General features: G+C 33.6%; 19 protein-coding genes and 1 pseudogene. 9 read left to right on the top strand and 11 right to left on the bottom strand.

From position 1 onward, the window contains the following. Positions 1-27: 27 nt before the first annotated feature. Positions 28-372: a DUF1456 family protein gene (locus tag A9D35_RS06685; RefSeq protein WP_066220704.1), complete on the bottom strand. Its 345-nt coding sequence runs from the start codon at positions 370-372 to the stop codon at positions 28-30. Between the two features lie 382 nt (positions 373-754). Here A9D35_RS06685 and A9D35_RS06680 point away from each other — a divergent pair, with 382 nt between their 5' ends. Then, complete coding sequence (locus tag A9D35_RS06680) at positions 755-1,156, top strand: hypothetical protein (RefSeq protein ID WP_066220702.1); 402 nt, start codon at positions 755-757, stop codon at positions 1,154-1,156. 1 nt (position 1,157) lies between these two features. Here A9D35_RS06680 and uvrB read toward each other — a convergent pair. The 5 genes and pseudogenes from uvrB to A9D35_RS06655 all read right to left on the bottom strand — a co-directional run bounded on the left by uvrB (position 1,158) and on the right by A9D35_RS06655 (position 12,405). Continuing rightward, positions 1,158-3,160: pseudogene (gene uvrB / locus A9D35_RS06675) on the bottom strand (excinuclease ABC subunit UvrB). A 56-nt stretch (positions 3,161-3,216) separates the two neighbouring features. Then, a complete protein-coding gene (locus A9D35_RS06670) occupies positions 3,217-7,554 on the bottom strand; it encodes a T9SS type B sorting domain-containing protein (protein WP_066220697.1) in 4,338 nt (1,445 codons plus the stop codon). A 328-nt stretch (positions 7,555-7,882) separates the two neighbouring features. After that, positions 7,883-10,627, bottom strand: coding sequence for a T9SS type B sorting domain-containing protein (locus tag A9D35_RS06665; RefSeq protein WP_066220694.1), 2,745 nt, complete (start codon positions 10,625-10,627; stop codon positions 7,883-7,885). 37 nt (positions 10,628-10,664) lie between these two features. Then, positions 10,665-11,489 carry an ABC transporter permease gene (locus A9D35_RS06660; RefSeq protein ID WP_066220691.1) on the bottom strand — a complete coding sequence of 275 codons (825 nt, stop codon included), beginning with the start codon at positions 11,487-11,489 and terminating at the stop codon, positions 10,665-10,667. A gap of 19 nt (positions 11,490-11,508) precedes the next feature. Beyond that, positions 11,509-12,405 (bottom strand): ABC transporter ATP-binding protein, encoded by an 897-nt coding sequence (locus tag A9D35_RS06655; RefSeq protein WP_066220687.1) that lies wholly within the window; start codon positions 12,403-12,405, stop codon positions 11,509-11,511. 96 nt (positions 12,406-12,501) lie between these two features. Between A9D35_RS06655 and A9D35_RS06650 the strand changes: the two genes are divergently transcribed. Continuing rightward, a complete protein-coding gene (locus A9D35_RS06650) occupies positions 12,502-13,563 on the top strand; it encodes a hypothetical protein (protein WP_066220684.1) in 1,062 nt (353 codons plus the stop codon). On the opposite strand, the gene A9D35_RS06645 is transcribed toward A9D35_RS06650, so the two are convergent. The 4 genes from A9D35_RS06645 to A9D35_RS06630 form a co-directional block, all read right to left on the bottom strand. Next, positions 13,564-14,085, bottom strand: coding sequence for an IS1096 element passenger TnpR family protein (locus tag A9D35_RS06645; protein WP_066220681.1), 522 nt, complete (start codon positions 14,083-14,085; stop codon positions 13,564-13,566). 36 nt (positions 14,086-14,121) lie between these two features. After that, positions 14,122-15,138 carry a COX15/CtaA family protein gene (locus A9D35_RS06640; protein ID WP_066220676.1) on the bottom strand — a complete coding sequence of 339 codons (1,017 nt, stop codon included), beginning with the start codon at positions 15,136-15,138 and terminating at the stop codon, positions 14,122-14,124. 177 nt (positions 15,139-15,315) lie between these two features. Further along, positions 15,316-16,734, bottom strand: a complete 1,419-nt coding sequence (locus A9D35_RS06635; RefSeq protein WP_066220674.1) for a CCA tRNA nucleotidyltransferase — start codon at positions 16,732-16,734, stop codon at positions 15,316-15,318. Between the two features lie 74 nt (positions 16,735-16,808). Next, complete coding sequence (locus A9D35_RS06630; RefSeq protein ID WP_066225887.1) at positions 16,809-17,369, bottom strand: L-threonylcarbamoyladenylate synthase; 561 nt, start codon at positions 17,367-17,369, stop codon at positions 16,809-16,811. 34 nt (positions 17,370-17,403) lie between these two features. On the opposite strand from A9D35_RS06630, the gene A9D35_RS06625 reads away from it, so the two are divergent. Genes A9D35_RS06625 through A9D35_RS06615 form a run of 3 tightly spaced genes read left to right on the top strand, consistent with a single transcriptional unit; the run spans position 17,404 to position 20,494 of the window. After that, a complete protein-coding gene (locus tag A9D35_RS06625) occupies positions 17,404-18,288 on the top strand; it encodes a polysaccharide pyruvyl transferase family protein (protein WP_066220671.1) in 885 nt (294 codons plus the stop codon). Between the two features lie 9 nt (positions 18,289-18,297). Next, positions 18,298-19,515, top strand: a complete 1,218-nt coding sequence (locus A9D35_RS06620) for a glycosyltransferase family 4 protein (RefSeq protein ID WP_066220669.1) — start codon at positions 18,298-18,300, stop codon at positions 19,513-19,515. A 10-nt stretch (positions 19,516-19,525) separates the two neighbouring features. Next, the gene (locus tag A9D35_RS06615; protein WP_066220666.1) at positions 19,526-20,494 is read left to right on the top strand and encodes a WaaS/CpsH family glycosyltransferase; all 969 of its coding nucleotides are present in this window, start codon (positions 19,526-19,528) and stop codon (positions 20,492-20,494) included. On the opposite strand, the gene A9D35_RS06610 is transcribed toward A9D35_RS06615, so the two are convergent. Then, positions 20,475-21,389, bottom strand: coding sequence for a polysaccharide pyruvyl transferase family protein (locus A9D35_RS06610; protein ID WP_141675490.1), 915 nt, complete (start codon positions 21,387-21,389; stop codon positions 20,475-20,477). The genes A9D35_RS06615 and A9D35_RS06610 overlap by 20 nt on opposite strands. Positions 21,390-21,548: 159 nt before the next feature. Between A9D35_RS06610 and A9D35_RS06605 the strand changes: the two genes are divergently transcribed. The 4 genes from A9D35_RS06605 to A9D35_RS06590 all read left to right on the top strand — a co-directional run bounded on the left by A9D35_RS06605 (position 21,549) and on the right by A9D35_RS06590 (position 24,986). Beyond that, positions 21,549-22,301 (top strand): glycosyltransferase domain-containing protein, encoded by a 753-nt coding sequence (locus tag A9D35_RS06605; RefSeq protein WP_066220659.1) that lies wholly within the window; start codon positions 21,549-21,551, stop codon positions 22,299-22,301. Between the two features lie 5 nt (positions 22,302-22,306). After that, the gene (locus tag A9D35_RS06600; RefSeq protein ID WP_066220656.1) at positions 22,307-23,263 is read left to right on the top strand and encodes a WaaS/CpsH family glycosyltransferase; all 957 of its coding nucleotides are present in this window, start codon (positions 22,307-22,309) and stop codon (positions 23,261-23,263) included. A gap of 125 nt (positions 23,264-23,388) precedes the next feature. Beyond that, the gene (locus A9D35_RS06595; protein WP_066220653.1) at positions 23,389-24,165 is read left to right on the top strand and encodes a DUF5672 family protein; all 777 of its coding nucleotides are present in this window, start codon (positions 23,389-23,391) and stop codon (positions 24,163-24,165) included. Positions 24,166-24,227: 62 nt separating this feature from the next. Continuing rightward, positions 24,228-24,986 carry a lipopolysaccharide kinase InaA family protein gene (locus tag A9D35_RS06590; RefSeq protein ID WP_066220650.1) on the top strand — a complete coding sequence of 253 codons (759 nt, stop codon included), beginning with the start codon at positions 24,228-24,230 and terminating at the stop codon, positions 24,984-24,986. Positions 24,987-24,989: the final 3 nt, after the last annotated feature.

Raw genomic sequence — 24,989 nt, 5'->3', positions numbered from 1 at the left:
TTAAAATAAAAAACTGAAGCGTCTAACTTAATTGTTAGACGCTTTTTTATTGGAATTCTTTTTAGCTCCAGACTTTTTAGCAGCAGATTTCTTTACATCTGTTTTTTTAGATTTCGGGTTTTCAGAAATAGGTGGTTTTTTGTCTTCTTTTTTAGGCATTGGGCCTCGTAAATGAATCACTAATCCGTTTAAGAAATTTCGTAGAATTTGATCGCCACATTCCATATACTTAGGGTGATCTTCCTTTCTAAAAAAAGCACCTAATTCACTTTTGCTTATTCTAAAATCTACTAATTCTAAAATCTTTACAATATCTTCATCTCTTAGCTTTAGAGCGACACGTAATTTTTTAAGAATGTCATTGTTTGTCATATTAATATTTTTTTAAATTTTAATTTATAAATTGTTATAAAATGACTTTAAAAATTTTTAAAAATTGCGTTTTATAGATTTTTATCGTCTTATTATTTTGTGTTGTATTTTCTTACAATTTTATACCTCTTTTTTGAAATTTTAAAGATTGTTTAATTTATTGATTGTCAATTATTTATGTCAAATGAATTTAAGGTTAAATTACATTCTAATCTTACAAATGTCGGTGTAACTAGCACATTTTTAACTGTTTGCAATAGATAAAAGTTCGGAAAAACCGACTAAATACAAGTGACTTTTCGACAAGTTACATTATATCCACGATTATAAAATATCTAATATAACTAACTTTATAATATTAATAATTAGTACTCCCTCTCTTATGATAAATCGTGTAGAAAAATTGAGTTTGTTGTCTGAAATGATAGCATTTGCTAAAACAGACGCAACAATAAGATCCATAGAATATAATTTTCTTTTAGGCGTATCTCAGCAATTAGATATTTCTAGAGAAGATTTTGATTATTTAATGCAACATCCTATTGCATATAGACATATTGAATCGTATAGTGAGCGTATTGTACAGTTTCACCGTTTAGTGTTGTTAATGAACTTGGATAACGAACCTAAAGAAAAAGATATAATAAAGCTTTTTGATTTTGGACTGCGCATGGGCTTAAGTCATGAGTCTATCAATAAAGTACTTTATTTAATGGACGGTTTTCCAAATAAAATTGTTCCTCCAGATGTTCTTATCGATATTTTTAAGGTTCAATATAATTAAATTATTGCTTTAATTGCTCTAGTTTATCTTGATAATGTTTTATCTCGTCTCGATATTTGGCAGCTTGCATAAAGTCTAATTCTTTTGCGGCTGCTTCCATTAACTTACGTTTATCGCGTATGTTTTGTTCTAATTGTGGTTTTGTTAAATACTCGCTTTCAGGTTCGGCAGCCTTCATGGCTTCTAGCTCATAGCTGTAGGTGCTTACAGAGTTTTTAGCCAATGCACTATCTAAACTTTTATTTAGCGCCTTAGGAACTAAATTATGCTTCGTGTTATAATTAATTTGCTTTTCGCGTCTGTAATTGGTTTCGTCTATCGTTTTTTGCATGCTTTTAGTAATCTTATCGGCATACATAATAGCTTTCCCATTTAAATTTCTAGCCGCTCTACCCACCGTTTGGGTTAATGATCTTGCCGAACGTAAAAAACCTTCTTTATCGGCATCTAAAATAGCAACTAAAGATACTTCTGGTAAATCTAGACCTTCACGTAATAAGTTTACACCAACCAACACATCAAAAAGACCTTTTCTTAAATCTTGCATGATTTCTACACGCTCTAGAGTATCTACATCACTGTGAATATAACGACAACGAATCTGAATACGATCGAGGTATTTGGTAAGCTCTTCTGCCATACGTTTGGTTAGTGTGGTTACCAGTATACGCTCGTCTTTTTCTATTCTTTGCTGAATTTCTTCTATTAAATCATCTATTTGGTTTAAACTCGGTCTTACTTCAATTACCGGATCTAAAAGTCCTGTCGGACGAATAACTTGTTCAACATAAATACCATCAGATTTTTCTAATTCGTAATCTGCAGGGGTTGCACTAACGTAAATGACTTGATTTTGAAGCGATTCAAATTCTTCAAATTTTAGTGGTCTGTTGTCCATAGCAGCAGGTAATCTAAAGCCATATTCTACCAAGTTTTCCTTTCTACTTCTATCTCCTCCATACATGGCATGAACTTGCGAAATGGTAACATGACTCTCATCTACTACCATTAAAAAATCATCTGGAAAATAGTCCAATAAACAGAACGGTCTGGTGCCAGGTTGTCTGCCATCTAAATATCTCGAATAGTTTTCTATACCGGAGCAATAGCCTAATTCGCGAATCATTTCTAAATCGAATTCTGTACGTTCTTTTAGGCGTTTTGCCTCTAGGTGTTTACCAATTTCCTGAAATAATCGTGTTGTTTAACCAAATCGTCTTGAATATCTTTTATGGCATTTTGCAACACGTCTGGAGAGGTTACAAACATATTCGCCGGATAGATGGTAAGACGTTCGTATTTCTCTATCACTTCGTTGGTTTGTACATTAAAAGCTTCGATATCTTCGATTTCATCACCAAAAAAATGGATTCTGAAAGCATCATCGGCATAACTAGGGAACACATCCACCGTGTCTCCTTTAATTCTGAAACTTCCGTGATTAAAATCGGCTTCTGTTCGGGCGTATAAACTTTGTACAAGACGATGCAATAATTTGGTTCGAGAAATGACCTGATCGCGTTCTAAAGTAATCACATTTTTCTGAAATTCTACGGGATTTCCAATACCATATAAACAAGATACCGAAGCCACAACCAAGACATCTCGACGTCCTGAAAGCAGAGAAGAGGTTGTACTTAGACGTAACTTTTCAATTTCTTCGTTTATAGATAAATCTTTTTCTATATAAGTTCCGGAAACGGGAATATAGGCCTCTGGTTGATAATAGTCGTAATACGACACAAAATATTCGACAGCATTATCTGGGAAAAATTGTTTGAATTCAGAATATAACTGAGCTGCCAAGGTTTTATTATGAGCTAAAACCAAAGTAGGGCGCTGCACTTCTTCTATAACGTTGGCTACAGTAAAGGTTTTTCCTGAACCCGTAACACCTAAAAGAGTTTGATATTTTTCGTTAGAATTAATCCCTTCAGTCAGTTGTTTTATAGCTGAAGGTTGATCGCCAGTAGGTTCGAAATCTGATTTTATTTTAAATTTCATACTGTAAATTTAAACTATTTTGCGCGTATGAAAAATAAAAGATGAACTCGTATTTATTAGCGTTTTAAAGTGAAATGACCTTTACGTTCTATAGCCTCACTATTTATAGTCACATTGGCTACATACCAATAATCGTCTGTAGGCATAGGTTCGCCACGGTAGGTACCATCCCATCCCGGAGAACTTTGAGTTAACATTTTTAAAAGTTTTCCGAAGCGATCGTATATATAGATGTCAGCTTTATCTAGGTTTTCAACACCGGTAATGTGCCAGGTATCGTTAAAGCCATCTGCATTTGGAGTAAAGAACTTAGGGATATCAATGTTTACAATAGATTTAGTGATTTCGGCACAACCGCCATTATCCTTAACTGTAATGGTGTGAATTCCTATAGTCACATCATTAAAAATATGAGAGGTTTGAAACGCCCCTTGATCTATGCTGTACATATAACTTCCGCTTCCGCCAGTAGCATTAACGGTAACCGAATTAGGTGAATTAAAAGCCGGGTTGTCTGTAGTGAAATTTAAGGTACTTGAAAACGAATTTGATTGCGGATTTAAAGTTATGGGCTTAACAATATAACAGCCTGTGCCGTTGCTTTCCACTCGGGCATAAATGATTAAACCATTAGCTACATAATCATAATTATTGTCTAGTTGATTGCTATTAGAATCAGCGTCGCCTTGTGAATTATGATAGGTAATTGTAACAGCATTTAAATCTGTAACCAAACGATTGTTAATTTCTAGTACGTTAAGTGTTTTATCTGGTGACTCACAAAATAAGTATTCGGCTAGGTCTTTTGTTGGAGGTGGGAGTATGGATGATAACACAATCGGTTTCGCATCATAACACCCAGTGGTTGTATTTATAACAGTAAGATATACGGTTTCGTCTTCCCCGGAAGCTTTAATATAAGTTTCAGGGTTAGGAATGTGTGTGTTAATACTTGTAGGTTCTCTTAAAATTTTAGATTCAGGGATGTCGGTTAAGGATTTAAAGTAATGCACGATTAAATCTTGTTGTCTTACATCGTTAATGGTGTACGTACTCTCCCTTAAATTAAAATTTAAATTTTCTCCTGTATAATTTGTGGCACAGGCTTGTAAGGGTGTGGCATCTGTAACACTTGGTACTTGTGCAGCATAAACACCAAAAGTTTCAATGTCATAACAATCTGTATTACCTTCATTTTCTATACGTGCGTGTAACTCGAAAAGATTCAGCGAATTTTCATAAAGTAAAGGCAGTATGTTTTCTCTGTTTTCTGCATCCCGTTGTGTCTCGTAAAAGGTAATGTTTAAGTTAGGATGGCCTTGACTAATTTCTGTGATTTTAGTGTTTAAGTCTAGGCTAACTTTGCTAGCATTTGCTAAACAAATATAATAATCTGTTGGTTGCTCGTAAGTAGGATAGTTTGCTGTTGCCAAAATAATATTCTTTTGTTCAACACATGAGGTACTGTTTATATTATTCGCTTTTACAGTAATTGAAACGGGAGAACCTTCTGGTACATTAATAATCCCTGATAGTTCATTTCCATTTAAATCAAAAAATGTCAATAGTATGTTTGGTGAATCCTGTACTAAGAGCTTGCTTCTGTCAATAGTATTTAAATTAAATTCGGAATCACCACAGGCAAAGAAATCATCTTTTTCAGTAAAAACAGGTTGTAAAAATACTCTAACATCTATAGCATCTAAAATCGCACATGACGAATTTCTGGCATTTGTTACACGGCTATAAAGCGTAGCTGTGGTTGTTAGATCTGTGGCGTTTAAGGAATTAGTGTCTAATTCTGCATCACTTAGGTTTGCATAAATTTTAATATCTGCATCATCTGGAGACGTATGCGAATCAATTTCGTCGATAATATCTTGAATAGATATTTGAAGTTCTGGATTAGTTACACAATAACTAAAATTTTCTTGAGTAATATCTACTACAGGTAGTTCTGTAATTTCTATTTCAAAATTTATAGGAACATAGCAACTCCCGGCACTTAGAACGCCACTAGGTATATGCTGTATCACGCGTGCCCAAAGTTGAATGGTAGTTTGGGTTTTATCGTAATCGAAAAATGGAGGTAATAGATTTTTGTCGTTATCCCGATCTTCTTCAGATAAATAATACTTTATGGTATAACCATTACTATTGTAGTCAATCTTAGGATCGATATCCCCTTTTAAATCGATAGTGGGCAAGTCGCTACAATGTTTCAGGTTGGTAGGCACACTAAAAACTAATGGGTCGGCCTCATAAATATCAAAATTAGTTTTTAAGACTTGAGTTGGACAGTCATCAAAACTTAACTCTACATAAAATGTTTGTCTATCTGCACCATCAGGTATTTCATAATTATCAACTTTAGTAATTTCATTTAGATGAGAAGGGTCGGAATAAAAGGAAACATTAAAACCATCGGTTCCTTTTGAAATGTCGTTAGCGATTATAAATAAATCGAATGTACTTCCTCCACAGTTTCCGTAATCTATAATTTCATTTTGAAAATCTAAAATAATATTAGGATAGATATCTATTTGAGCGATGGATGGACAACCTCCAGTTTTGGGTTCTACGCGCAAAAAGATAACGGATAAGAGGTTTGTCGTGTAATCAGTAGGGTCTGCAATGGGGTTTGTAATAGTTTCTGCATCTGCATAAGTGTGGTGATATGAAAAATTAAAATTATTTTCATTTAAGTCACCTAATATGTTGTCGAGGCTTTCTGTTAAATCAAAAGTGTGATCACCTGTCGTTGTTTCACACCCTCCAATTACCGAGCTATTCGAATTATTAATTTGGGGACTTTCTGTTTCAGAAATTTTAAGTGTAGTTGTGCTAAAACATCCTGTGGTATTGTCTACAACTCTCACATACAAAGTATCTGTAGCATTAATATTTCTATAGGAGGTTGTAATTGGTCTTTTATTTAATCTTGCCTGTTCTTCTGTGTAATGATAACTTACAGTGAAATCTGGATTACTCGTAAATAGATGGTCTAAACTATTTAAACTAAAGGTAATGTCGTTGTCGCAACGCGTAGCTGTTTGATTCGTGTTTATATCTGGTTTTTTATTGACTTTTAAATTAAATTGAAGAAAGCCTAAGCAGCCATAGGTTTGGCCTTCAATCCTAGCGTAAATAGTTTTTGAATCGCCTGAGTTTAATTGTACATCTGTCGGGGAGGGAATTAAATCTCCATCTTTTGTTTCGTGGTATGTAATATTAAAGGCGGTGTCAGATATTAAATTTTTAGCAATAGTTTCTATTTGACCATTGTAATCGGTTAAATTGAAGGTTTCTTTGCCATCATTGTTTTCATCGCACAGTAGTGTTTCCCAGGTGTCTGTAATATCGATTTCAGGATTGAAATTAATTTTGATTTCATCATTAATTGCTTCACAACCACCGCTGCTAACAGAAAGATTGACTTCTACTTTATAAATTCCGCTTTCAGTAACCTCTAAAGTGGTACTCGTATCAGGAAGTTGTACACCATCTTTAAACCAGGAATAACTTGCGGTTGGATTTCCTAAATCGGCATCTAGGCTGTAGCTTGATTCGCAGGTAGTAACTTCATCAGGCCCCAAGTCTACCGAGGTATTAAAACTATTACCTTGTATAAAAACAGCAGAGTCGTAATTATGATCACCTTGATCGGCTATAATTAATTTGATTTGGTATGTTGTATTTGGCCTAATAGCTGCAGATGCTGTTAATACTTTTGTACGCCCGTTAAAGTTTGTGTCTCCAAGATTGATACCATCAAAATAATCAGGATTTTTAGGAGTACATTTTCCAGGATAACCACCATGAACATTAAAAGTGTTTACTGGAGTAGATTCGTCTGGTAAAAGAGCAATGTTTCTATAAGAACTGCTACCTACTTCTTTAATTAAAAAGGCAAAGCCATCTGCATATTCGCAAATAAATGGGGTACCATACTCTTCTGAGGCTAAAATATAATTGAATGAAATATGATCGGAAACCGATTCAAATTCAAATTCTATGGTTGTAGCATTAAGTGTGTTCGTGGCTGTAGTATAGGTTTCTAGATCTGGATCTGTTCCCCAGCGGGAAGTCCCTTCATTTAAATCTGATGCAATGGTAGTATTCCCAATAGAAGTAACACTACCAGTAGATAAAACAATACCATTTTCGAACGGGAAGTTTGAGGTTCCTTTTTCAAAATAACCATAACTCGTTATGGCAGGATCGTCGGCAGAGCCATTTATAGGAGAGTTAACATTTGAAATAGAGACACAGCCATCTATTAAATCAGTAATTAAATTTTCTGGTGTATGTCCTCCAGAGACAGTTATCTGTTGCGCAACCAATGTATTACTAAGCAATAAAAAAATACATAATGCAAAAAATAATGGTCTCATAAAGTCCTTAAAAATCAAATTAGTTATGTTAATATACTAGAAGAAAAAGTTACCTAAAATAGAGAGGCACAAATATATTGTTTTTAGTTAAAATCAAGGACTTAAACGGTAAAATACATCTTTAATTGTAGGAAAATAAGAATATTAACATTTGGCTGTGAAGATATTGGTATTAGGCTACTTAGTTTTTTTGTTTGACAAAAATAAGCTTAGGTTGGGAGAATTAGTCCAATTGATACGAAATAAAGTTTGGAACAGATATCATTGTTTTAATTGAATATAGTTAGGGGTTTATTCGGAGTGGGGATTAAGGCATATACTTTTTTAATTAATATTTTAATGTAAAATGAGAATTAAAAACTTTTCCGTTTTCAAGGGTGACTCTAAACCAATAATCATCGACCGGTAGTCGCTCGCCATTTATTGTGCCGTCCCAAGGGGAGCCAAGAGGTGTTATTTCTTTTATCAATGTTCCAAACCTATTAAAAATTAAAACTTTGCTATTAGGCTGAAACGTTTCCGATGTCCCCTGAATTTGCCAAGTGTCGTTATACCCATCTCCATTAGGTGTAAAAAACGCAGGGAAACCAATAATATGAACAGTTTGTTCTGCAGTGCCACAATTATTAAGCACCTCTCTTACTTTAATGGTATAAATCCCGGGAGAAACATGGGTAAAAATATGAGATGTTTGATAATTTATATACTCGCCATGGTTATTAAATAGAGCATATTCATAGTTGCCATTTCCAGTAGCGTTAACGGTTATTGTATTGTCTTCAGAAGCATGTGTCGTTATCGGTTCTGCTAGTGTGGCCATTGTGCTCTCGATAACATTAAACTCATTTACTTCTATACAATCACTGGTATTGTCGGTAATTATAACTCTAAAAAGGCCTTCCGAACCGACGGTAAGCGTAGGAGATGTTCCAAGAACGGTATTAGAACTGTCAAGCCAAGCAAAGTTGTAATTTGCAGGACTCGATATCGGAATGTTGGCCTCTAAAATGGTGTCAAATCCGGAGCAGAAATAGCTTGTCTGGGTGGTTACAGGAGCATCAATAGTAACGAGTTTAAAGGATGCAACCGTATAACATCCTGTCGTGCCATTCGTGGCTTTGGCGTAAAGTGTTTGATTGTTTTGTGTGCTTTGGTAAGATGAAGGATTTAAAATTGGGGTAGCAGTAGATACAATTGCAGGGTCTGAAGTATAAAACGTAACATCTGTATTTGTGTTTAAAATAGCATTGTTTAAATTGAATGCCGTTTTACCGTCGGAATAGGGTGTGAGTTTATCACAGGAGCTTAAATCCTGCACTACTAATGTAGGCGTAGGAATTAAATCAATTTCGAAATTGGTAAGACTATAACAATTCGGGTTACTTATATGTTGAATTCTCGCGTATATGGTTTGGTTTTGGCTGTCTACCTCATAACTGTTTGGGTTTAAAATAGCATTGTTATTGGAGTCGGCATCCCTCTGATTTTTAAAATATTGAATGTTATAATCGGAAGGGGTTTGAGATCCTAAAATAGTATTGTTTTGTTGTGTTAAGTCGAAACGCTCAACATTATCGTTATTAACATCGCAAACAAAATTTAGATCAGGGTTTGGAGGATATGCAATAGGTAAATCGTAATAGCTAACATACGCTTCACCTTCAGAAATGTCGCAAACGGTAGAATTTGGAGGTGTAATAATTACTTTATAGTATCCTCCTGGCTTGGTAACGGTTTGCTGACTCGAATTGTTGTTTAAATCTACACCATCGAGCGTCCAAAGGTAAGTGGCGTTGGGAATATCGGTGGCTTGTAGGGTATAGGTTTCGTTATCGCATAATGGAAGTATGTTTGTTTTTATTCCGCTTGCGTTGTTAATGATATCAATTTTCTGATTGAAAAAAGACTGTATAAATGGAGGTAAGCCTTGTGTGGAATTACTCGTTAAACGAATTGCGTTATGTTGGTAATTTGCAGCAGATCCTTTGGCATTTGGATTTTCTATGACACCTAAATAAGGCGTTCCTAAATCGTAAGTTGCTGCTAGTGCTCTGTAAATTTTTCCATCGGGTCCGAGTTGTAAGGCTCCACGAAATAAAGTTCTTTGGTCTAAAATAACCTGGGAATCTGAAATATTAGGAGCATCCAATTCATACTGAATAAGCGAAGAACGATGATCAGATACAATATTACCTTCGCGACCATTAAGATCGTTAGAGGCATGAATGTATAAAAATTGATTGTTCGAAGAAAATTCTACGCCATATGGCTTATTACTATCAATAGAATTTATTCGTAAAGCTTGCTGATTGGTTACGATACCGGTATCCGCATCAAAATCATATAAATAGAGTCCATCAATCATGTTTGCTGCAGCCATTTTTGTGCCATCTGGAGAGAATTTTAAAGCCCCTCTAGCATCTTGAATATTGGAAATAAAAGTTGATTTAACGGGTGTTGTATTAATGCCTGAACTTGTAATTTCGTACGCGTAATATGTATTAAAAATATACCGCTCATCGCTTTCTCCTGAAGCTGTTGATAAGGTGATTACCCAAATAGCTTGGGTGTTACAATCTTTTACTACAGCACTTATTTTTTCTGAACTAAAAGCCAGTAAATTTTTGTTTTTTTCTGAAGTTACTTCGCCCAAACCATTGTCTCCAGTGATATCTACAACCGAATAATTAAATCCGTGATTTGTAGCTTGTAGTGCACTTGAGCCTACCGTGAAAACGTAGAAGATATCATCGTTATTTGGTTTTGGAATTACAACGGCAGATTGTGTGCTAGAGGAATTTCCATACAGTCCATTACCATTTGTCATAACCTGATGGTTTCTATTGTAAACGGTAGTGCCATCTGTGTAAAACAAAAGATTTCCTTGACTGTCGGAGATAGATGACGAGCCTTCAATGGTGTTTAAACGACCGTCTGATAAGGTAGAAACCTGGCCTGTATTAAAGTTAAAATTGATTCCTACGTTTTCACCGAAATACCAATTAGCGGCTTCGTATTGAGCAAAAATATAACCATAGACTAAAAAGACCATGGCGGTTAGCCATTGTTTCATCAATTAGAACGCAGTTTACTATTATGTTTTAAATATATTACAAATCTCTGTTTTCTAATAATCGGTACGATAAAAATATAAAAATCCCGGTCCAAACTAAAACGATTAGTACATCGGAACTATGCACTGCATAATCGTACATCATTTCGGTTTTATCCGGAAATTTGGTTATCATTACTCTTTGAAATGGCTGTTTTATTAGGTTATACATAGATTTAAGAGGAAAGAAACCTTGAATCTTTTCAGCGATATCGGGATTTATTTGCCAAGCCATTACCCCGAAAGCAATCCATTCTACGATATACAAAACAAAAAGTGCTCCTAGGGCAAATGCAGAGCGTTTAACCAACATCGCCAAGCATAAACACAGACTAAAAAAACCGACCAGTTTTACAAAGTAGGCAAGTAAAAAGCTAGTTTCTCTAAAAATGATACTGGTTTCGGTGTAGCTCGAATAATACATTCCTATACCAAATGTTGCTAACCCAATAAGGATTGTTGCTATTAAAGAGAAGAAAACTATGGTGTAAAATTTAGATAAGATGAATTCTTTTTTGCTTAACCCATCTATTAAATTCTGTTTTATAGTTTTATTGCTGTATTCGTTACCAATCATACTTACTACAACAATGGCAAAGAAGAATTTAAATTGCGATGCAAAAAATGTGGTGATATGCCATATTATTGGAAAATTAAATATGCCCAATTCGCCTAATTCTAAAGTAAACAAGCCAAAGAAATTTAATTTTATAGATGATAATATTAAAACCGTAAAAGGTAAAATGAAAGAGATAAAAATCAGTACTTTACTAGCACGATTTAAAAGAAGTTTTTGTAATTCTAAATTTAATAGTCGAAACATAGGTGTGATTTTTATGGGCTTATTGCTTGTCGGTTAATTGTAAAAATTGCTCTTCTAAACTTTGTTTCCGTTTTACCAAATGCGATAATACGATGCCTTTCTCGAACATAAGTTTGTTAAATTCTAGAGCTTCTAAAGGTTCGTTTAAAAAAACTTTTAAAATAGAATGGTCTTCAGTTATTTTACCAAAAGCATCATGGGTTTCTAAGAAGTTACGTAAGGCTGTATTATCATCAGCTTTCAATTCAAAATAACCGTGACTCGAAATCATTTCGTCTACACGACCAGAATATAATTTTACACCCTTTCTTAAAACGACCACATGCGAGCATACTTTTTCAACTTCATCTAATAAATGCGAAGCCAGTAAAATGGTAGTTCCGTTTTGTGCAATTTGTTTAATTATTTCTCTAATTTGATGAATTCCTTGCGGATCTAACCCGTTTGTAGGTTCGTCTAAAATTAAAATTTCAGGATCGTTTAATAGGGCAGATGCAATGGCTAAGCGCTGTTTCATACCTAAAGAATAGGTCTGAAACTTGCCGTGTTTTCTGTCTAAAAGGCCAACAATATTTAATTTTTCATCAATTTTGCTGTAATCAATTTCTTTAATTTTACAAACTAGTTTTAAATTCTGATAAGCCGTCATGTACGGATAAAAGTTTGGGCGTTCTATAATTGCACCAACTTTTTTTAAAGCATTGTGGGTAGATAAGCTGCCGTTAAACCAACTAAAATCGCCAGATGTTTTGTTAACTACATTTAAAACAATACCTAAAGTTGTAGATTTTCCACTTCCGTTAGGTCCTAAAATGCCGTACACATTCCCTTTTTTAATGGTGAAGGACAAATTGTTTACTGCAGTAAGGGATCCGAATTTTTTTGTGAGATTATTAATTGTAAGTATGTCTGCCAAAATGGATGGTTTTGTGGTTATGTAAGTAAGACGAAAATCGATTAAATTTGTTACAAGCTACTAAATTAAACCTTTAAATTGAGTAATTTTGTAACTATGGATGATTTAAAGATATCAAAGAAAAAGCCGTCTTACCCAATTAGCGAGAAATTACACGGCTACTTAAGCGAGTATAATAGAAATTTTGAATTGCCAATTTTCTATGACGATTTGCTGCGGTTTCAGGGGGCTATTACAGTTTTCGATAAGGATGACGAAGATACGTTGTGGTTAAGGGTATATTATAACGATTATGAACGCGATGAAATAGATTTAAGTTTAAAACGGGTTTATTCTAATTTGGTGTCTGATGGTAATGAAAAGATTTTCCAGTATTTAAATGTAGACTGTATAGACTTCTGTACGTTTGGTAATTCGCAACCCTTTCGTATTAAAGTACGTAATGTTTTAAACGATAATTATACTTATTTTTATGTAAAGAAAGCCGATGCTTCTCGTATTTACGGCTTAGAATTGGAGCATATGTTATCTCCTTATAACCTGAATTTCTTGGTCTATAAGGATACGCTGATAGAAGAACATATTGCTGGTATTCCTGGCGATGTTTTTATTAAAGATATGTTGCCTGAATGTACATCGGCAGAAAAAGCACAAATAGCGAAAGAGTTTGTAAAGTTTAACGAACGATGTATGATTAGGTTATTAGGCGATATGCGTTCTTATAACTATGTGGTTATTCCCACGCATGATTTCGATCATGTGGTATATCGTGTTCGTGCCATAGATTTCGACCAGCAAAGTTATGAAGGGAAATTAAATATTTATCGTCCGCAGTTTTTTAAAGAAAACTATACCATGGTACAATTGGTAAAGGAAAAAATATCTAAAGACTCTATAGATCAGTATAAAATCGAAGAGCGTTCTATTATTGCAAAACGTTTAATTAGTTACCAAAAACGCATAGGTAAATTAATTAATTGTATGATAAAAGATAACTTATCTACTCCCGAAAATGTAGAACAACTATCTAATAGTATATACGACTATACGCTCGATATGCATATTAAACATAGCAAGGGTATGGGAGAAATCTTAAAGTTTGCCTTAGATTTTGTAAAACGAAACTACGAAGATGTTAATTTGAAAAAACTGTTATAACTAGTTCCAGTTTTCGTCAAAATCTAAACCATCATAGTCTTCCAAATCTAAATCGTCATCAAATTCATCGAAGTCGTCGAAGTCATCATCGTCGGCTTCAAATGTTTTTTCTGGAGCATCATCTGGGATTTGGCCATGAACAAACATGAGGTTTGGGTAATCTACGCCTTCAACTTCGTCAACAATTTCGGCAAGCTCCACGAAGAACGTCCACATATTAAAGAAGTCGTATACATAGATTAGTTTTGTTTGCTGTTCGCTTAAAATACCATCAAGAGCCGTTTCGTTCATTAAACTTACAGCGTCAAGTCCGTCGCTTAAGTCGAATAAAGAAAACTCTTCACCTTGATTCCATTGGTCATCACTCAAATAAAACGATGCCATTTCAGCACCATCAAAACCAAAAGCTTGAGTAATGGAATTGTGTAAATCTTCTAAGGTATCTGTTCGTCGAATTTCTAAATCGCGAAAAACATCCTCTTCTGTGTCGTTGTCTAAGATAACTCTAAATCTAAAAATCATGCTGAAAATTTAAGGGTAAATATACTATTTTAATGGTTATTTGCTAAAGCGATGCAACATAAATGTCATAGCTGTTAATAAGAAAAATGCACCTACTTGATGTAAAACTCCTAACCATAAAGGGACGTGTAAAATTAAGGTAAAAACGCCTAATGCAAATTGAACGACAGTTAATATTACGAGCGATTGAATGGCATAGCTTTGAGGTTTTGTAAGGTCTATTTTTTTAGATTTAAACCACAATAAACCAATAAGTGTAGCAACCACAAAAGCTAGTATACGATGTACAAATTGAATCCCACTCGGGTTTTCTAAAAAGTTAATGTAAAGTGGTTTTAAAACAAGAACGGTGTCGTGCATAAATTGGCCATCGTTCATTAAAGGCCAGTGGTTATGTATTAGTCCAGCTTTTAAACCAGCAATAAATGCCCCATAAATAATCTGAATTAAAAGCACCACATAAGTCACTATAATGAGGTTTCTGTATTTTTTATTTATGAGTTTTTTAGACGGGTATATTAAATCTAAGGCCACCCATAGCGTGGCAGCAAAAGTTAAAAAGGCAGCAGTTAAATGAGCCGCTAATCTAAAATGGCTAACATCTGGCATGTCTACCAAACCACTTTTCACCATATACCAACCTAAAAATCCTTGAAACGCACCAAGTCCTAAAAGCACTATACATTTTTTTATAGTTGGTTTAGTAAGCTGTTTTGTAATTAAAAAATATGCAAACGGAATTAAAAAGACTAAACCAATAAGGCGACCTATAAGGCGGTGCAACCATTCCCAAAAGTAAATACTTTTAAAATCGTCTATATTAAAATGCGAATTATAATGTTTAAATTCTGGGTGCTGTTGGTATAATTCAAAAGCTTTTTGCCATTCGGCATCTCCAATTGGGGGGATGGTTCCGGTAATAAGTTTGTAATTTGAAATTGAAAGGCCAGAATCGGTAAGGCGTGTAATACCACCAATTATTACCATTACAAAAATTAAAAAACATCCGGTGAATAGCCAATAGATGACATTTTTATTGTCTTTAGTTTTCATTTATTTTATTTTGTTAAGTTTCAGATTTTCAAAGGGTAGAAGCTTCTTTTTATTGTGATGTTTTTATTTTATTAATCGAACCTGATATCATACGTTCAATTTCCCTTGAGTCTTCATAAAGGTCTTCAAAATGTTGAAGTTTTATTTGTGCTGCAACGCGTCAACTTTCTAGCTATACTACTTTGCTGCTTTCAACCCTAAACGCTCGCCTTCTTTAAGCATTAAGTTGAATGCTGCCTCGTGTTCGTTAGGGATATCGCCTTCTAAAATGGCTTCTTTTATAGCGTCTTTAATAAGTCCTATTTCTTTTGAAGGTTTTAAATTGAATGCCGCCATGATTTCTTCTCCCGAAATTGGAGGTTGGAAATTTCTAACATGATCGCGAGCTTCTACTTCAACAATTTTATCTCTAACAATTTTAAAATTGTTATGATATTTTTTGAATTTTTTCGGATTCTTGGTTGTAATATCAGCTTCACATAAGGTCATTAAATCTTCTACAGCATCACCAGCATCGAAAACGAGACGGCGTACGGCAGAATCGGTAACAATATCCTGAGCTAAGACGATTGGGCGAGAGCTCATAAATATCATTTTCTGAACAAATTTCATTTTATCATTCAGTGGTAATTTTAGTCGTTTAAACAAATGATAGGCCATTTTAGAACCTTCAAATTCATGCCCGTGAAATGTCCAACCCACTTTTTTACTAAATCTTTTAGTTGGAGCTTTTCCTATATCATGTAGCAGCGCGGCCCAACGTAACCATAGATTATCGGTGTTTTCGGCAATATTATCTACCACTTCTAAGGTGTGGTAAAAATTGTCTTTATGGCGTTGTCCTTCAACTTCGTCTATACCCTTTAAGGCGGTTAATTCTGGTAAAATAAATTCTAAAAGCCCTGTTTTTTCAAGTAATAGAAATCCGATAGATGGCACTTTACTTTCAAGAATTTTATTGAGTTCAACAATAATACGCTCTTTGGTAATAATTTTTAAACGTGTATTATTTCTTGTAATAGCTTGTAAAGACTCGTCTTCAATTTTAAAATTGAGTTGCGTCGCAAAACGTATAGCACGCATCATACGTAAGGGGTCATCGCTATAGGTAATATCAGGATTTAATGGCGTACGAATTATTTTGTGCACTAAATCTTGAATGCCACCAAAGGGATCTAATAAATCGCCAAAACGATTTGCGTTTAAATCGAGAGCCAAAGCATTTATAGTAAAATCTCGTCGGTTTTGGTCGTCTTCAAGCGTACCATCTTCAACTACAGGATTTCTACTATCTTCATTATAAGATTCTTTTCTTGCGCCAACAAATTCAATTTCAATGTCTTTATAACGCAACATGGCCGTGCCATAGGTTTTAAAAACTTGAACTTTAGGTTTGTTAGGTAGGTTTTTAGCAACTTGTTTGGCTAGTGCAATACCACTACCAATAGCAACAATATCGATATCTTTGGCAGAACCACGTTTCAGGATAAAATCTCTAACAAAACCACCAATAACATAACTATCTAATTGAAGTTCTTTTGCCGATTGCGAAATGATTTTAAAAATAGGGTTCTGTAATGCTTCTTTGTAATTCATTTATCAAGTTCCAATTTTCAAATTCCAAATCCCTGTAAATGTAGTTTGGAATTTAGTGCTTGAAATTTGAGATGTTACTCTCGTATAACTTTTACAACGCCATTGTTACTTAACTTAATAATTGACGATGGTTTTGCGTTCTTTTTTTCGTGCTGCAAATTTACGACATAGTCTACACCTTTTAAAATATCGGGTGCTATTTCTTTAAATGATTTTGGCGTGGGTTCTCCGCTAATATTGGCAGAGGTCGATACGATGGCGCCATTAAATCTGCGTAATAACTGAAAACAGAAATCGTGGTCTGGAATACGTATCGCGATGGTATTATCGTCTGCAATTAAATTTGGAGCTAGATTTTGTGGTTCGTCGTAAATAATTGTAATGGGCGAATCTTCTATATCGAAAATACTAAACGCGGCTTCAGGAATTTTTTTTACATACTTTTTTAGCATCCTATCGTCGGCAACCAAGCATATCAAGGCTTTACTGTCTTCGCGTTGTTTAAGTTTAAAAATTTTTTTTACGGCCTCTTCGTTGCTAGCATCGCAACCAATTCCCCAAACCGTATCTGTTGGGTAAAGAATTAGGCCACCGTTTTTAAGGGTTTGTAGCGCTTGTGTTAATTGTTGTTGCAATTTTGTAATATCTTTGAAATTCAAACAAAAATAAATGAAATTAATTTATTATAAATCGGATAATGGAAATTTTGGAGATGATTTAAATGTTTGGTTGTGGCCACAGCTTTTTGGAGACCATTTTTTTGATACAGATTCCGACTGTGCGTTTTTTGGTGTAGGCTCTATTTTAATTGCAAATTCTAAATTTATTGATGAGGCAAATACCTTTAAACATAAAGTAATTTTTGGTACAGGTGTGCGTTCTGTTAACGAGTCTGTTGTTTTAAACGATTCTTGGGAGGTTATGTTTTTAAGAGGCCCTTATAGTTCTTTAAAATTGATGGGCGATTTAGATCATTATATAGCCGATGCCGCATATTGTTTGGCCTTGTTGCCTAAATATAATAGTTATTTGGCAACTCCAAAAGCCTATAAAATTAGTTTTATTCCGTATTTTAAATCCTTAGATAAAGTTAATTGGCAAAAGATTTGCGATATGTTAGGATGGCATTTAATTTCGCCAACACATTTATCGGTAGAAGAGTTTATTCTAGAAGTCGCGGCTAGTGAATCTGTGATTAGCGAAGCCATGCATGGCACAATTTTAGCTGATGTGTTACGGGTGCCATGGAAACGATGCCGGTTTTATGCTCATGTTTATGAAGGTGAAAAAGTATCAGAATGGAAATGGAATGATTGGCTTTTATCCATCGGGTTTTCTGAAAATACGTTTATTGATGCTACTTTAAAACCTAAAAAAGGATTTAAAAATTTGCTAAAACCAATGTTGAAATTTAAAGATTTAAAAAAAGTTTGCAGGCGGTTAGAACATCATGATACCATCGATTTTAGATTGTCTTCTCCCGAAACTTTAAATAAAATTGTAGCGGCTTTAGAGGTAAAGACAAGCATGTTAAAAACCAAATTGAAATTTTAATCATATCACGTGTTTAAGAAAATAAAACATCAATTCAGATTACAGACTCTAAAAAAGAAACTTCAATCTCAGAAACGTTTTTTAGATTCGAGTGTTTGGTCTAAATCTGGGCCAAGTATATTGATTATAGACGGGAATATTCCAGAATATAATAAAGATTCGGGCTCTCGTCGTTTATTAGAGTTAATGAAAATCTTACTCAAAGAAGGCTACAATGTGTATTTAATGGCCGACTTAAAGGAATATAAATACAAATCTGATTATATTTCATTTTATAAAAATATGGGGGTGCACGTATACGAACCTAGTTTGGATGCGCAGGGTGAGTTGATTACCCGAAACGCCTTTTTAACTTTATTAGCACCACATTTAGATGTTGTTTGGTTACACCGGCCAGAAACGTTTAATACCTATTATAAGCTTGTAAAATCGATTACTGAAAAGGCCTTGTTGGTTTACGATATGGTAGATTTCCATTATTTACGAAACCTGCGTGAATGGGAATTAAATAAAGAGGAGAAACTAAAAGTTAAAGCTGAAAAATATCTGAAATTAGAACTCGAAAATTGCCAGAATGCAGATAAAATAGTAGTCATTTCAGATAAAGATAAAGTCGCTTTGTCCGAATATTATAAAGACACTTCTAAAATGGTAACCTTGGGGAATGTTCATGAATTTCTTCCTAAAGGGAAAGACTTTGTGCCTTTTGCTGAAAGATCGGAACTGTTGTTTGTAGGCGGTTTTGGACATAAACCTAATATCGATGCGGTAATATGGTTAAACCAGGAGATTATGCCCATCGTTTGGGAAAGTCTACCAGATTTAAAAATAAATATTGTAGGGAGCCATCCGCCACAAGACCTATTGGATTTGAATTCGGAAAAATTCAAGGTTATAGGATTTGTAGACGATATTTCGAGCTATTATAAAACAGCGAAATTATTTGTTGCACCACTGCGATTTGGGGCAGGGGTGAAAGGTAAAATTGGTCAGAGTTTTGAGTATAGTTTACCCGTAATTACAACCGATGTTGGAGCAGAAGGTTTTAACTTTTCTCCATTTAAACAAGACATGGTTGGTAATTCTGCAGCACACATCGCACAACTTATTATTCAAATAGTAATTGAAGAAGGTTTATGGACAAATATAAGTGCGAAATCGGAACAGTTTATAGCACCCTATTCGCTAAAAACCATAGAAACACAATTAAAAACCATAGTCTCATAGCGATCAATTTATGAAACGAGTAACCATTATTTCAACAAGTCCTTTAGGGTATGTCAATTATATCATTGATCACCTAAAAACCTATCCAAATGTTGAGGTTACTTATATTAATTATTCTTCATTTAGATACAAGTACAAATCGGCATCAGAGAAGGTGAAAAATGCTTTTAATAAACTCCTTTTTAAGAAGAATATTAAAGAGGAATATAAATCAAATTGCTTAATGTCTAATGTTATTAGTAATCCCGAACAAGACATTATATTTATTGTTAGACCAGATCGTTTAAAGCGGAAGGATATAGTTGAAATGCGTGCTTATACTAAAAAATTATACGCATTTTATTACGACAGTACTAAAAAAGTTCCTGAACAAGCCGATTTGGTCCAGCTTTTCGATAAAGTATTTAGTTATGAACAGCAAGACGTAAAAACGTATAAATTACACTTTATCACCAATTATATTTACGATTATCAGGCTAAAGTCCCAGCTGTAACTACACCAAAGGTGTTTAATGTAAGCTCTTTCGATGAGCGCTTTAAAGATTTAAAACAAGTAGCGGCGTATTTAAAATCTCAAGGAATAGGATATACTATAATGGTGAGTAGAAAACGGGCAAAACCAGATCCGTTAGTAACTATGTTTTCAGGGTTTTTGTCCTTACAAGATGTTAAATTAAAAACTCTAGAATCCAGTGTGGTTTTAGACATTCAGAAAGAAGGGCAGAAGGGATTAAGTTTTAGAGTGTTTGAAGCTATGGGATATCATAAAAAGTTAATTACCACCAATGCCGATATTGTAAATTACGATTTTTATAATCCGAATAATATTTATGTTTTAGATGTAAACCAAATTGATATTCCACGCACATTTTTTGATACACCTTACCAAGAAATTCCTCTAAACATCCTTTATAAGTATACTTTAAATGGTTGGGTAGAACATGTATTAGGAATTGCTCCTACAGGTTTAGATAGTTAAACACCCGATTAGAAAATTGTATGTTTAAAGCTCTACATTCTTCTAAAAGGCCTGTATATCTTGGGGCTTTTTTTACCCGAGTTTCAAACTCATTAAATGTTGAAAATTCGGGTTTATATTTAAAATTGAAAAATTTAGTAGAATTAGGTATAACAATAATTTTTTTCTCGAGAAGCATAGCCCAATACATGGCGTGATAACTGTCTGTAACTACAGTCTCGGAAGCTCCTATAAAAGATATCATATTATCTAAATCTTTCGTATTACAAGTGTAAGGGTAGTGAGATAAGGTCTTTAATAATGATTTGTTTTTTATGCTGTTTTTATGAAAAACCAATCCTATTTCCTGAGAATTTGAGTAGTGTTGGTCAAAAATAGGATGCATACAACTTACGCAAGGCACAAAAGATTCTGCTCTGTTATAATCTCGAACACCAACTAAACCAAATGCAGAGGTGTCTATTTCGTAGGGTACCGTTTTTCCAAAGTTAGATTTGTTTTTATCATTATGGCCGATTCCCCATAGCACCGATTTTTTTCCTCTTTTGGCTAGAGTTTCAAAGGTTTTTAGTTGTTGTTTAAAACTGCTTCGTTTTAATAAACCGCCGCCACCAATAATTAATGCATTATTGTTAACCGATTGAATAAAATGCTCTCGAACTTCTGGATTACTACTTTTATAATCGAAAATATCTAGAGATTTATTTTTTAGTTCATCAAAATATAAATGCGGAGCACAGTAAAAATCGCCAATATTGTTTTCGTCTTTTCTATAAATATTTACAACATTATGTTCATATTGTGGTGCTGCCAATATGGAATTTAATGTCCGTTTCTTGTGTTGAGCTCGACTAAAAGTAGACAAGTTTCTTTTTAAGAATTCGGATATACTCATGGTTTTTTGGTTGCTATTAGGTAAAGGGAATTATAAAATTATTTGGAAATATAATGTTTTATATGCTAAAGTTATAATATTCTTCTTCTTGAACTTTGAAAGGAATTAGTTAAAGCATACATAGAATAAACGTACCTTTGCATTTTAAAACAGAATTCTATGAGTCACCGTATTATTGTTTATACAGCAATATTTGGTAAGTATGGCGGACTAATACCTCAGAGACATGTTAAGGGTGTAGATTTGGTGTGTTTTACCGATCAAAATATAACTTCTAAACATTGGACAATTAAACGTGTAGAGGCTCCAATACCAAACGATAATACGCGAAGCAACAGGTATTATAAACTGTTACCTCATAAGTGTCTTTCTAAAGCATACGATGTTAGCATATATATTGATGCTAATATTTGGGTTTTAAAAGATATAAGACCTTTGGTAAATGAGTACTTAGAAACGGCAAAAATGGCGTGTTTCGATCATAATCAGAATTTTGCAGATAAGCGTGATTGTATTTACGATGAGTATGAAGCTATTTTAATTAAAGGTGAAAAAGAAGGGTTTTTTAGAGACGATCCAGAAGTCATGAAACGCCAAATTGATCGATTTAGAAAAGAAGGTTACCCAGAACATAACGGATTAATTACGGGTTCTGTATTAATACGAAAACATTTCGATCCAGAAATTATTCAGGTTATGGAATCTTGGTGGCACATGGTTTTAAATAGCAGCAAACGCGATCAATTAAGTTTTAATTACACCGCATGGAAATTGGGTTTTACTAGTTTTAAATATATTCCAGGAGACGTGCGTACAGGTAATTCTTGGTTTTGTACCATTTCTCATAGAAAAAATTATCGTTTTAAAATGTTCAAGATTAAGTTTAAAAAATTCCTTAGATTTGATTCATAGAATATATGAAAGTAACTATAATTAGTCTAGATAATTGGGGGTTTAATAGCTTTATTGCTAAAGCGTTGGAGCAGCAAGGCGTAGAAGTGTATCATATGAATTTTGATGCCTTTAAATACAAATATCCTAGTAATTTCCATAAATCGCTAAACTTCGTTATGAAAACCTTTTTTAATTATAATTTTAAGAGGCAACACCTTAACAATCATATTTTAAAGCGTTTTGAATTTTTAGGAAAACAAGATCAAATTTTAGTTATAAAAGGCGATAACTTGTCTATAGATACTTTAGGAATAATCCGCGAACAATATTGCGATAAATTAATCGCTTTTTTTAACGACAGTTTTTCGCGATACCCTAGAATGGAAAAGGTTCAAGATGCCTTTGATGAGGTGTATTCTTTTGAACCAGTAGATGTACAACGTTTCGGTTTTAATTTTATATCGAATTATATTTATTTTCCTTTAGAATCTCAGAAAGACCACAAACCGTATTTGTACGACGTTTTTAATATTAGTTCTCTTGGTAAACGGTCTAGTACTTTACCTAAATTGCAACATTATTTTTCTACACATCAGCTAAAGGCCAAACTTATAGCGTTCTCCGAAAAGCCACTTAAAAAACGCATAAAAGGAGTCGATTATATTAAGGAAAAAATTTCTATAGAAGATATGCTAAAGATAGCAGATGATTCTAAAATGATTTTAGACCTACAGCGCCCTAAACAAGAAGGTTTGTCGTTTAGAGTTTTTGAAGCTTTAGGGAAACAGAAAAAATTAATTACCACGAATAAATCGGTGGTGAACTACGATTTTTATCACCCGAATAATATTCTGGTTATCGATATGAAAATGATAGAGATTCCGCAAGAATTTTTAAACTCCCCTTATCATGAACTAGAAGAATCGGTATTAATGAAATATCATATTTCGAACTGGGTAAAAACAGTTTTTAAATTATAGGAATAAAGGTGAGAACATATATTTTAAAATACAGAATACCTAGAACATGCAGTATTAATACATGCTTAATATTACATTGATTATAATGAGATTTAAATTTATAATTTTAAATATAAAGTAGGGTTATGAAAATTTGTGTGGTTATACCTGTTTATAAAAGTGCTATTACAAAAAACGAAGCTATTGCCTTAAAGCAATGTCTTAGGGTTTTAAATACCTTCGACACTTACTTTTGTGAACCCGAAAGCATCGATACTACGACTATCAGAAAAGAGGCAGCACAGATTAAAGTAGAAAAATTTAATAACGATTTTTTTAAAGGTATACTTGGGTATAATAAATTAATGTTATCGTCGGAGTTTTATAATCGTTTTAAAAATTACGACTATATATTAATACATCAATTAGATGCTTATGTCTTTAAAAATGAATTAAAAGCTTGGTGTAATAAAGACTACGATTATATAGGGTCGCCATGGTTGTCTAGCAAACCAAATATTCTAAAAAATATTAAGCACAATTTAATGTCTGAAAAGAAGAAGGAACGGGAGCAAATATTTTTTAAAGTAGGCAATGGGGGATTATCTATACGTAAAGTGTCATCATTTATTGATATTATTGAAAACCACCAAGATGTGATACAGGAACATTTAAATTTGCCAACCGACGATTTCCGATTAATGGAAGATGTGTTTTGGTCGCTAAAAGCACCATTTTTAAATAAAATGTTTAGAATACCAGATTATAAGGAAGCCGTTTATTTTTCTATAGATAGAAGACCTAAAATAGGGTTTACGTTAACCAATAACACCTTACCATTTGGTTGCCATGGGTTTACTAAAAAGCATGTCGTTGATTTTTGGAAAACTAAAATTAATGGCATAGATGAACTAAATGCGTAAATGCCAACAAGATTTAAAACCTACAATTAGAACAATTTCTTAAAAAAATGTAATTTCGTTAAATGACAACTATGTTCCAAGACAGCTATAGGAAATATGAAAAAGAAATAGAAGGGTTTATTAAAAACTTTTCTAATTCGGGGGAGGAGCTAGGGCACCAAGATAGAAATACGATTAAGCTATTTCCATTGCAAAATGAAACTTTAAATATAAAATCGTTTAAAATTCCTAATATATTTAATCAAGTTGCCTATAAATTTTTCAGAAAAAGTAAAGCACAGCGTTCGTTTGAATATGCGAATAAATTAAAGTCTTTAGGGGTAGGTACGCCACAACCTATTGCGTATTACGAATTCTCTTCGCCTTTCTTGTTTAAAAATAGCTTTTATGTGAGCAATCATTTAAAATGCGATTTAACTTATCGTGAATTATGCCATGATTTTGAAATTCCAGATCACGAGGAAATTCTAAGAGGATTCACGCGTTTTACTTACGATTTACACGAGAAAAACATTAATTTTTTAGATCATTCTCCAGGAAACACTTTGATTAAAAAAACACCAACGGGTTATGAATATTTTTTGGTAGATTTAAATAGAATGGAATTTAATCCTATGAATTTCGAGGCTCGTATGAAAAATTTTGCTCGCTTAACCACGCATAAATTTATGGTTAAAACGATGAGCGATGAATATGCAAAATGTTCAGGGTTAGATGCCGATAAAGTGTTTCAAGCGATGTGGCGAGAAACGGAGGCTTTTCAAGAAAAATACCACAGAAAGCAACGCCTTAAAAAGCAACTTAAATTCTGGAAAAAATAATAA

Origin of the sequence: Formosa haliotis, assembly GCF_001685485.1 — a bacterium.
Lineage (GTDB): Bacteria > Bacteroidota > Bacteroidia > Flavobacteriales > Flavobacteriaceae > Formosa > Formosa haliotis.
This window is presented reverse-complemented; position numbering and strand designations above follow the sequence as displayed.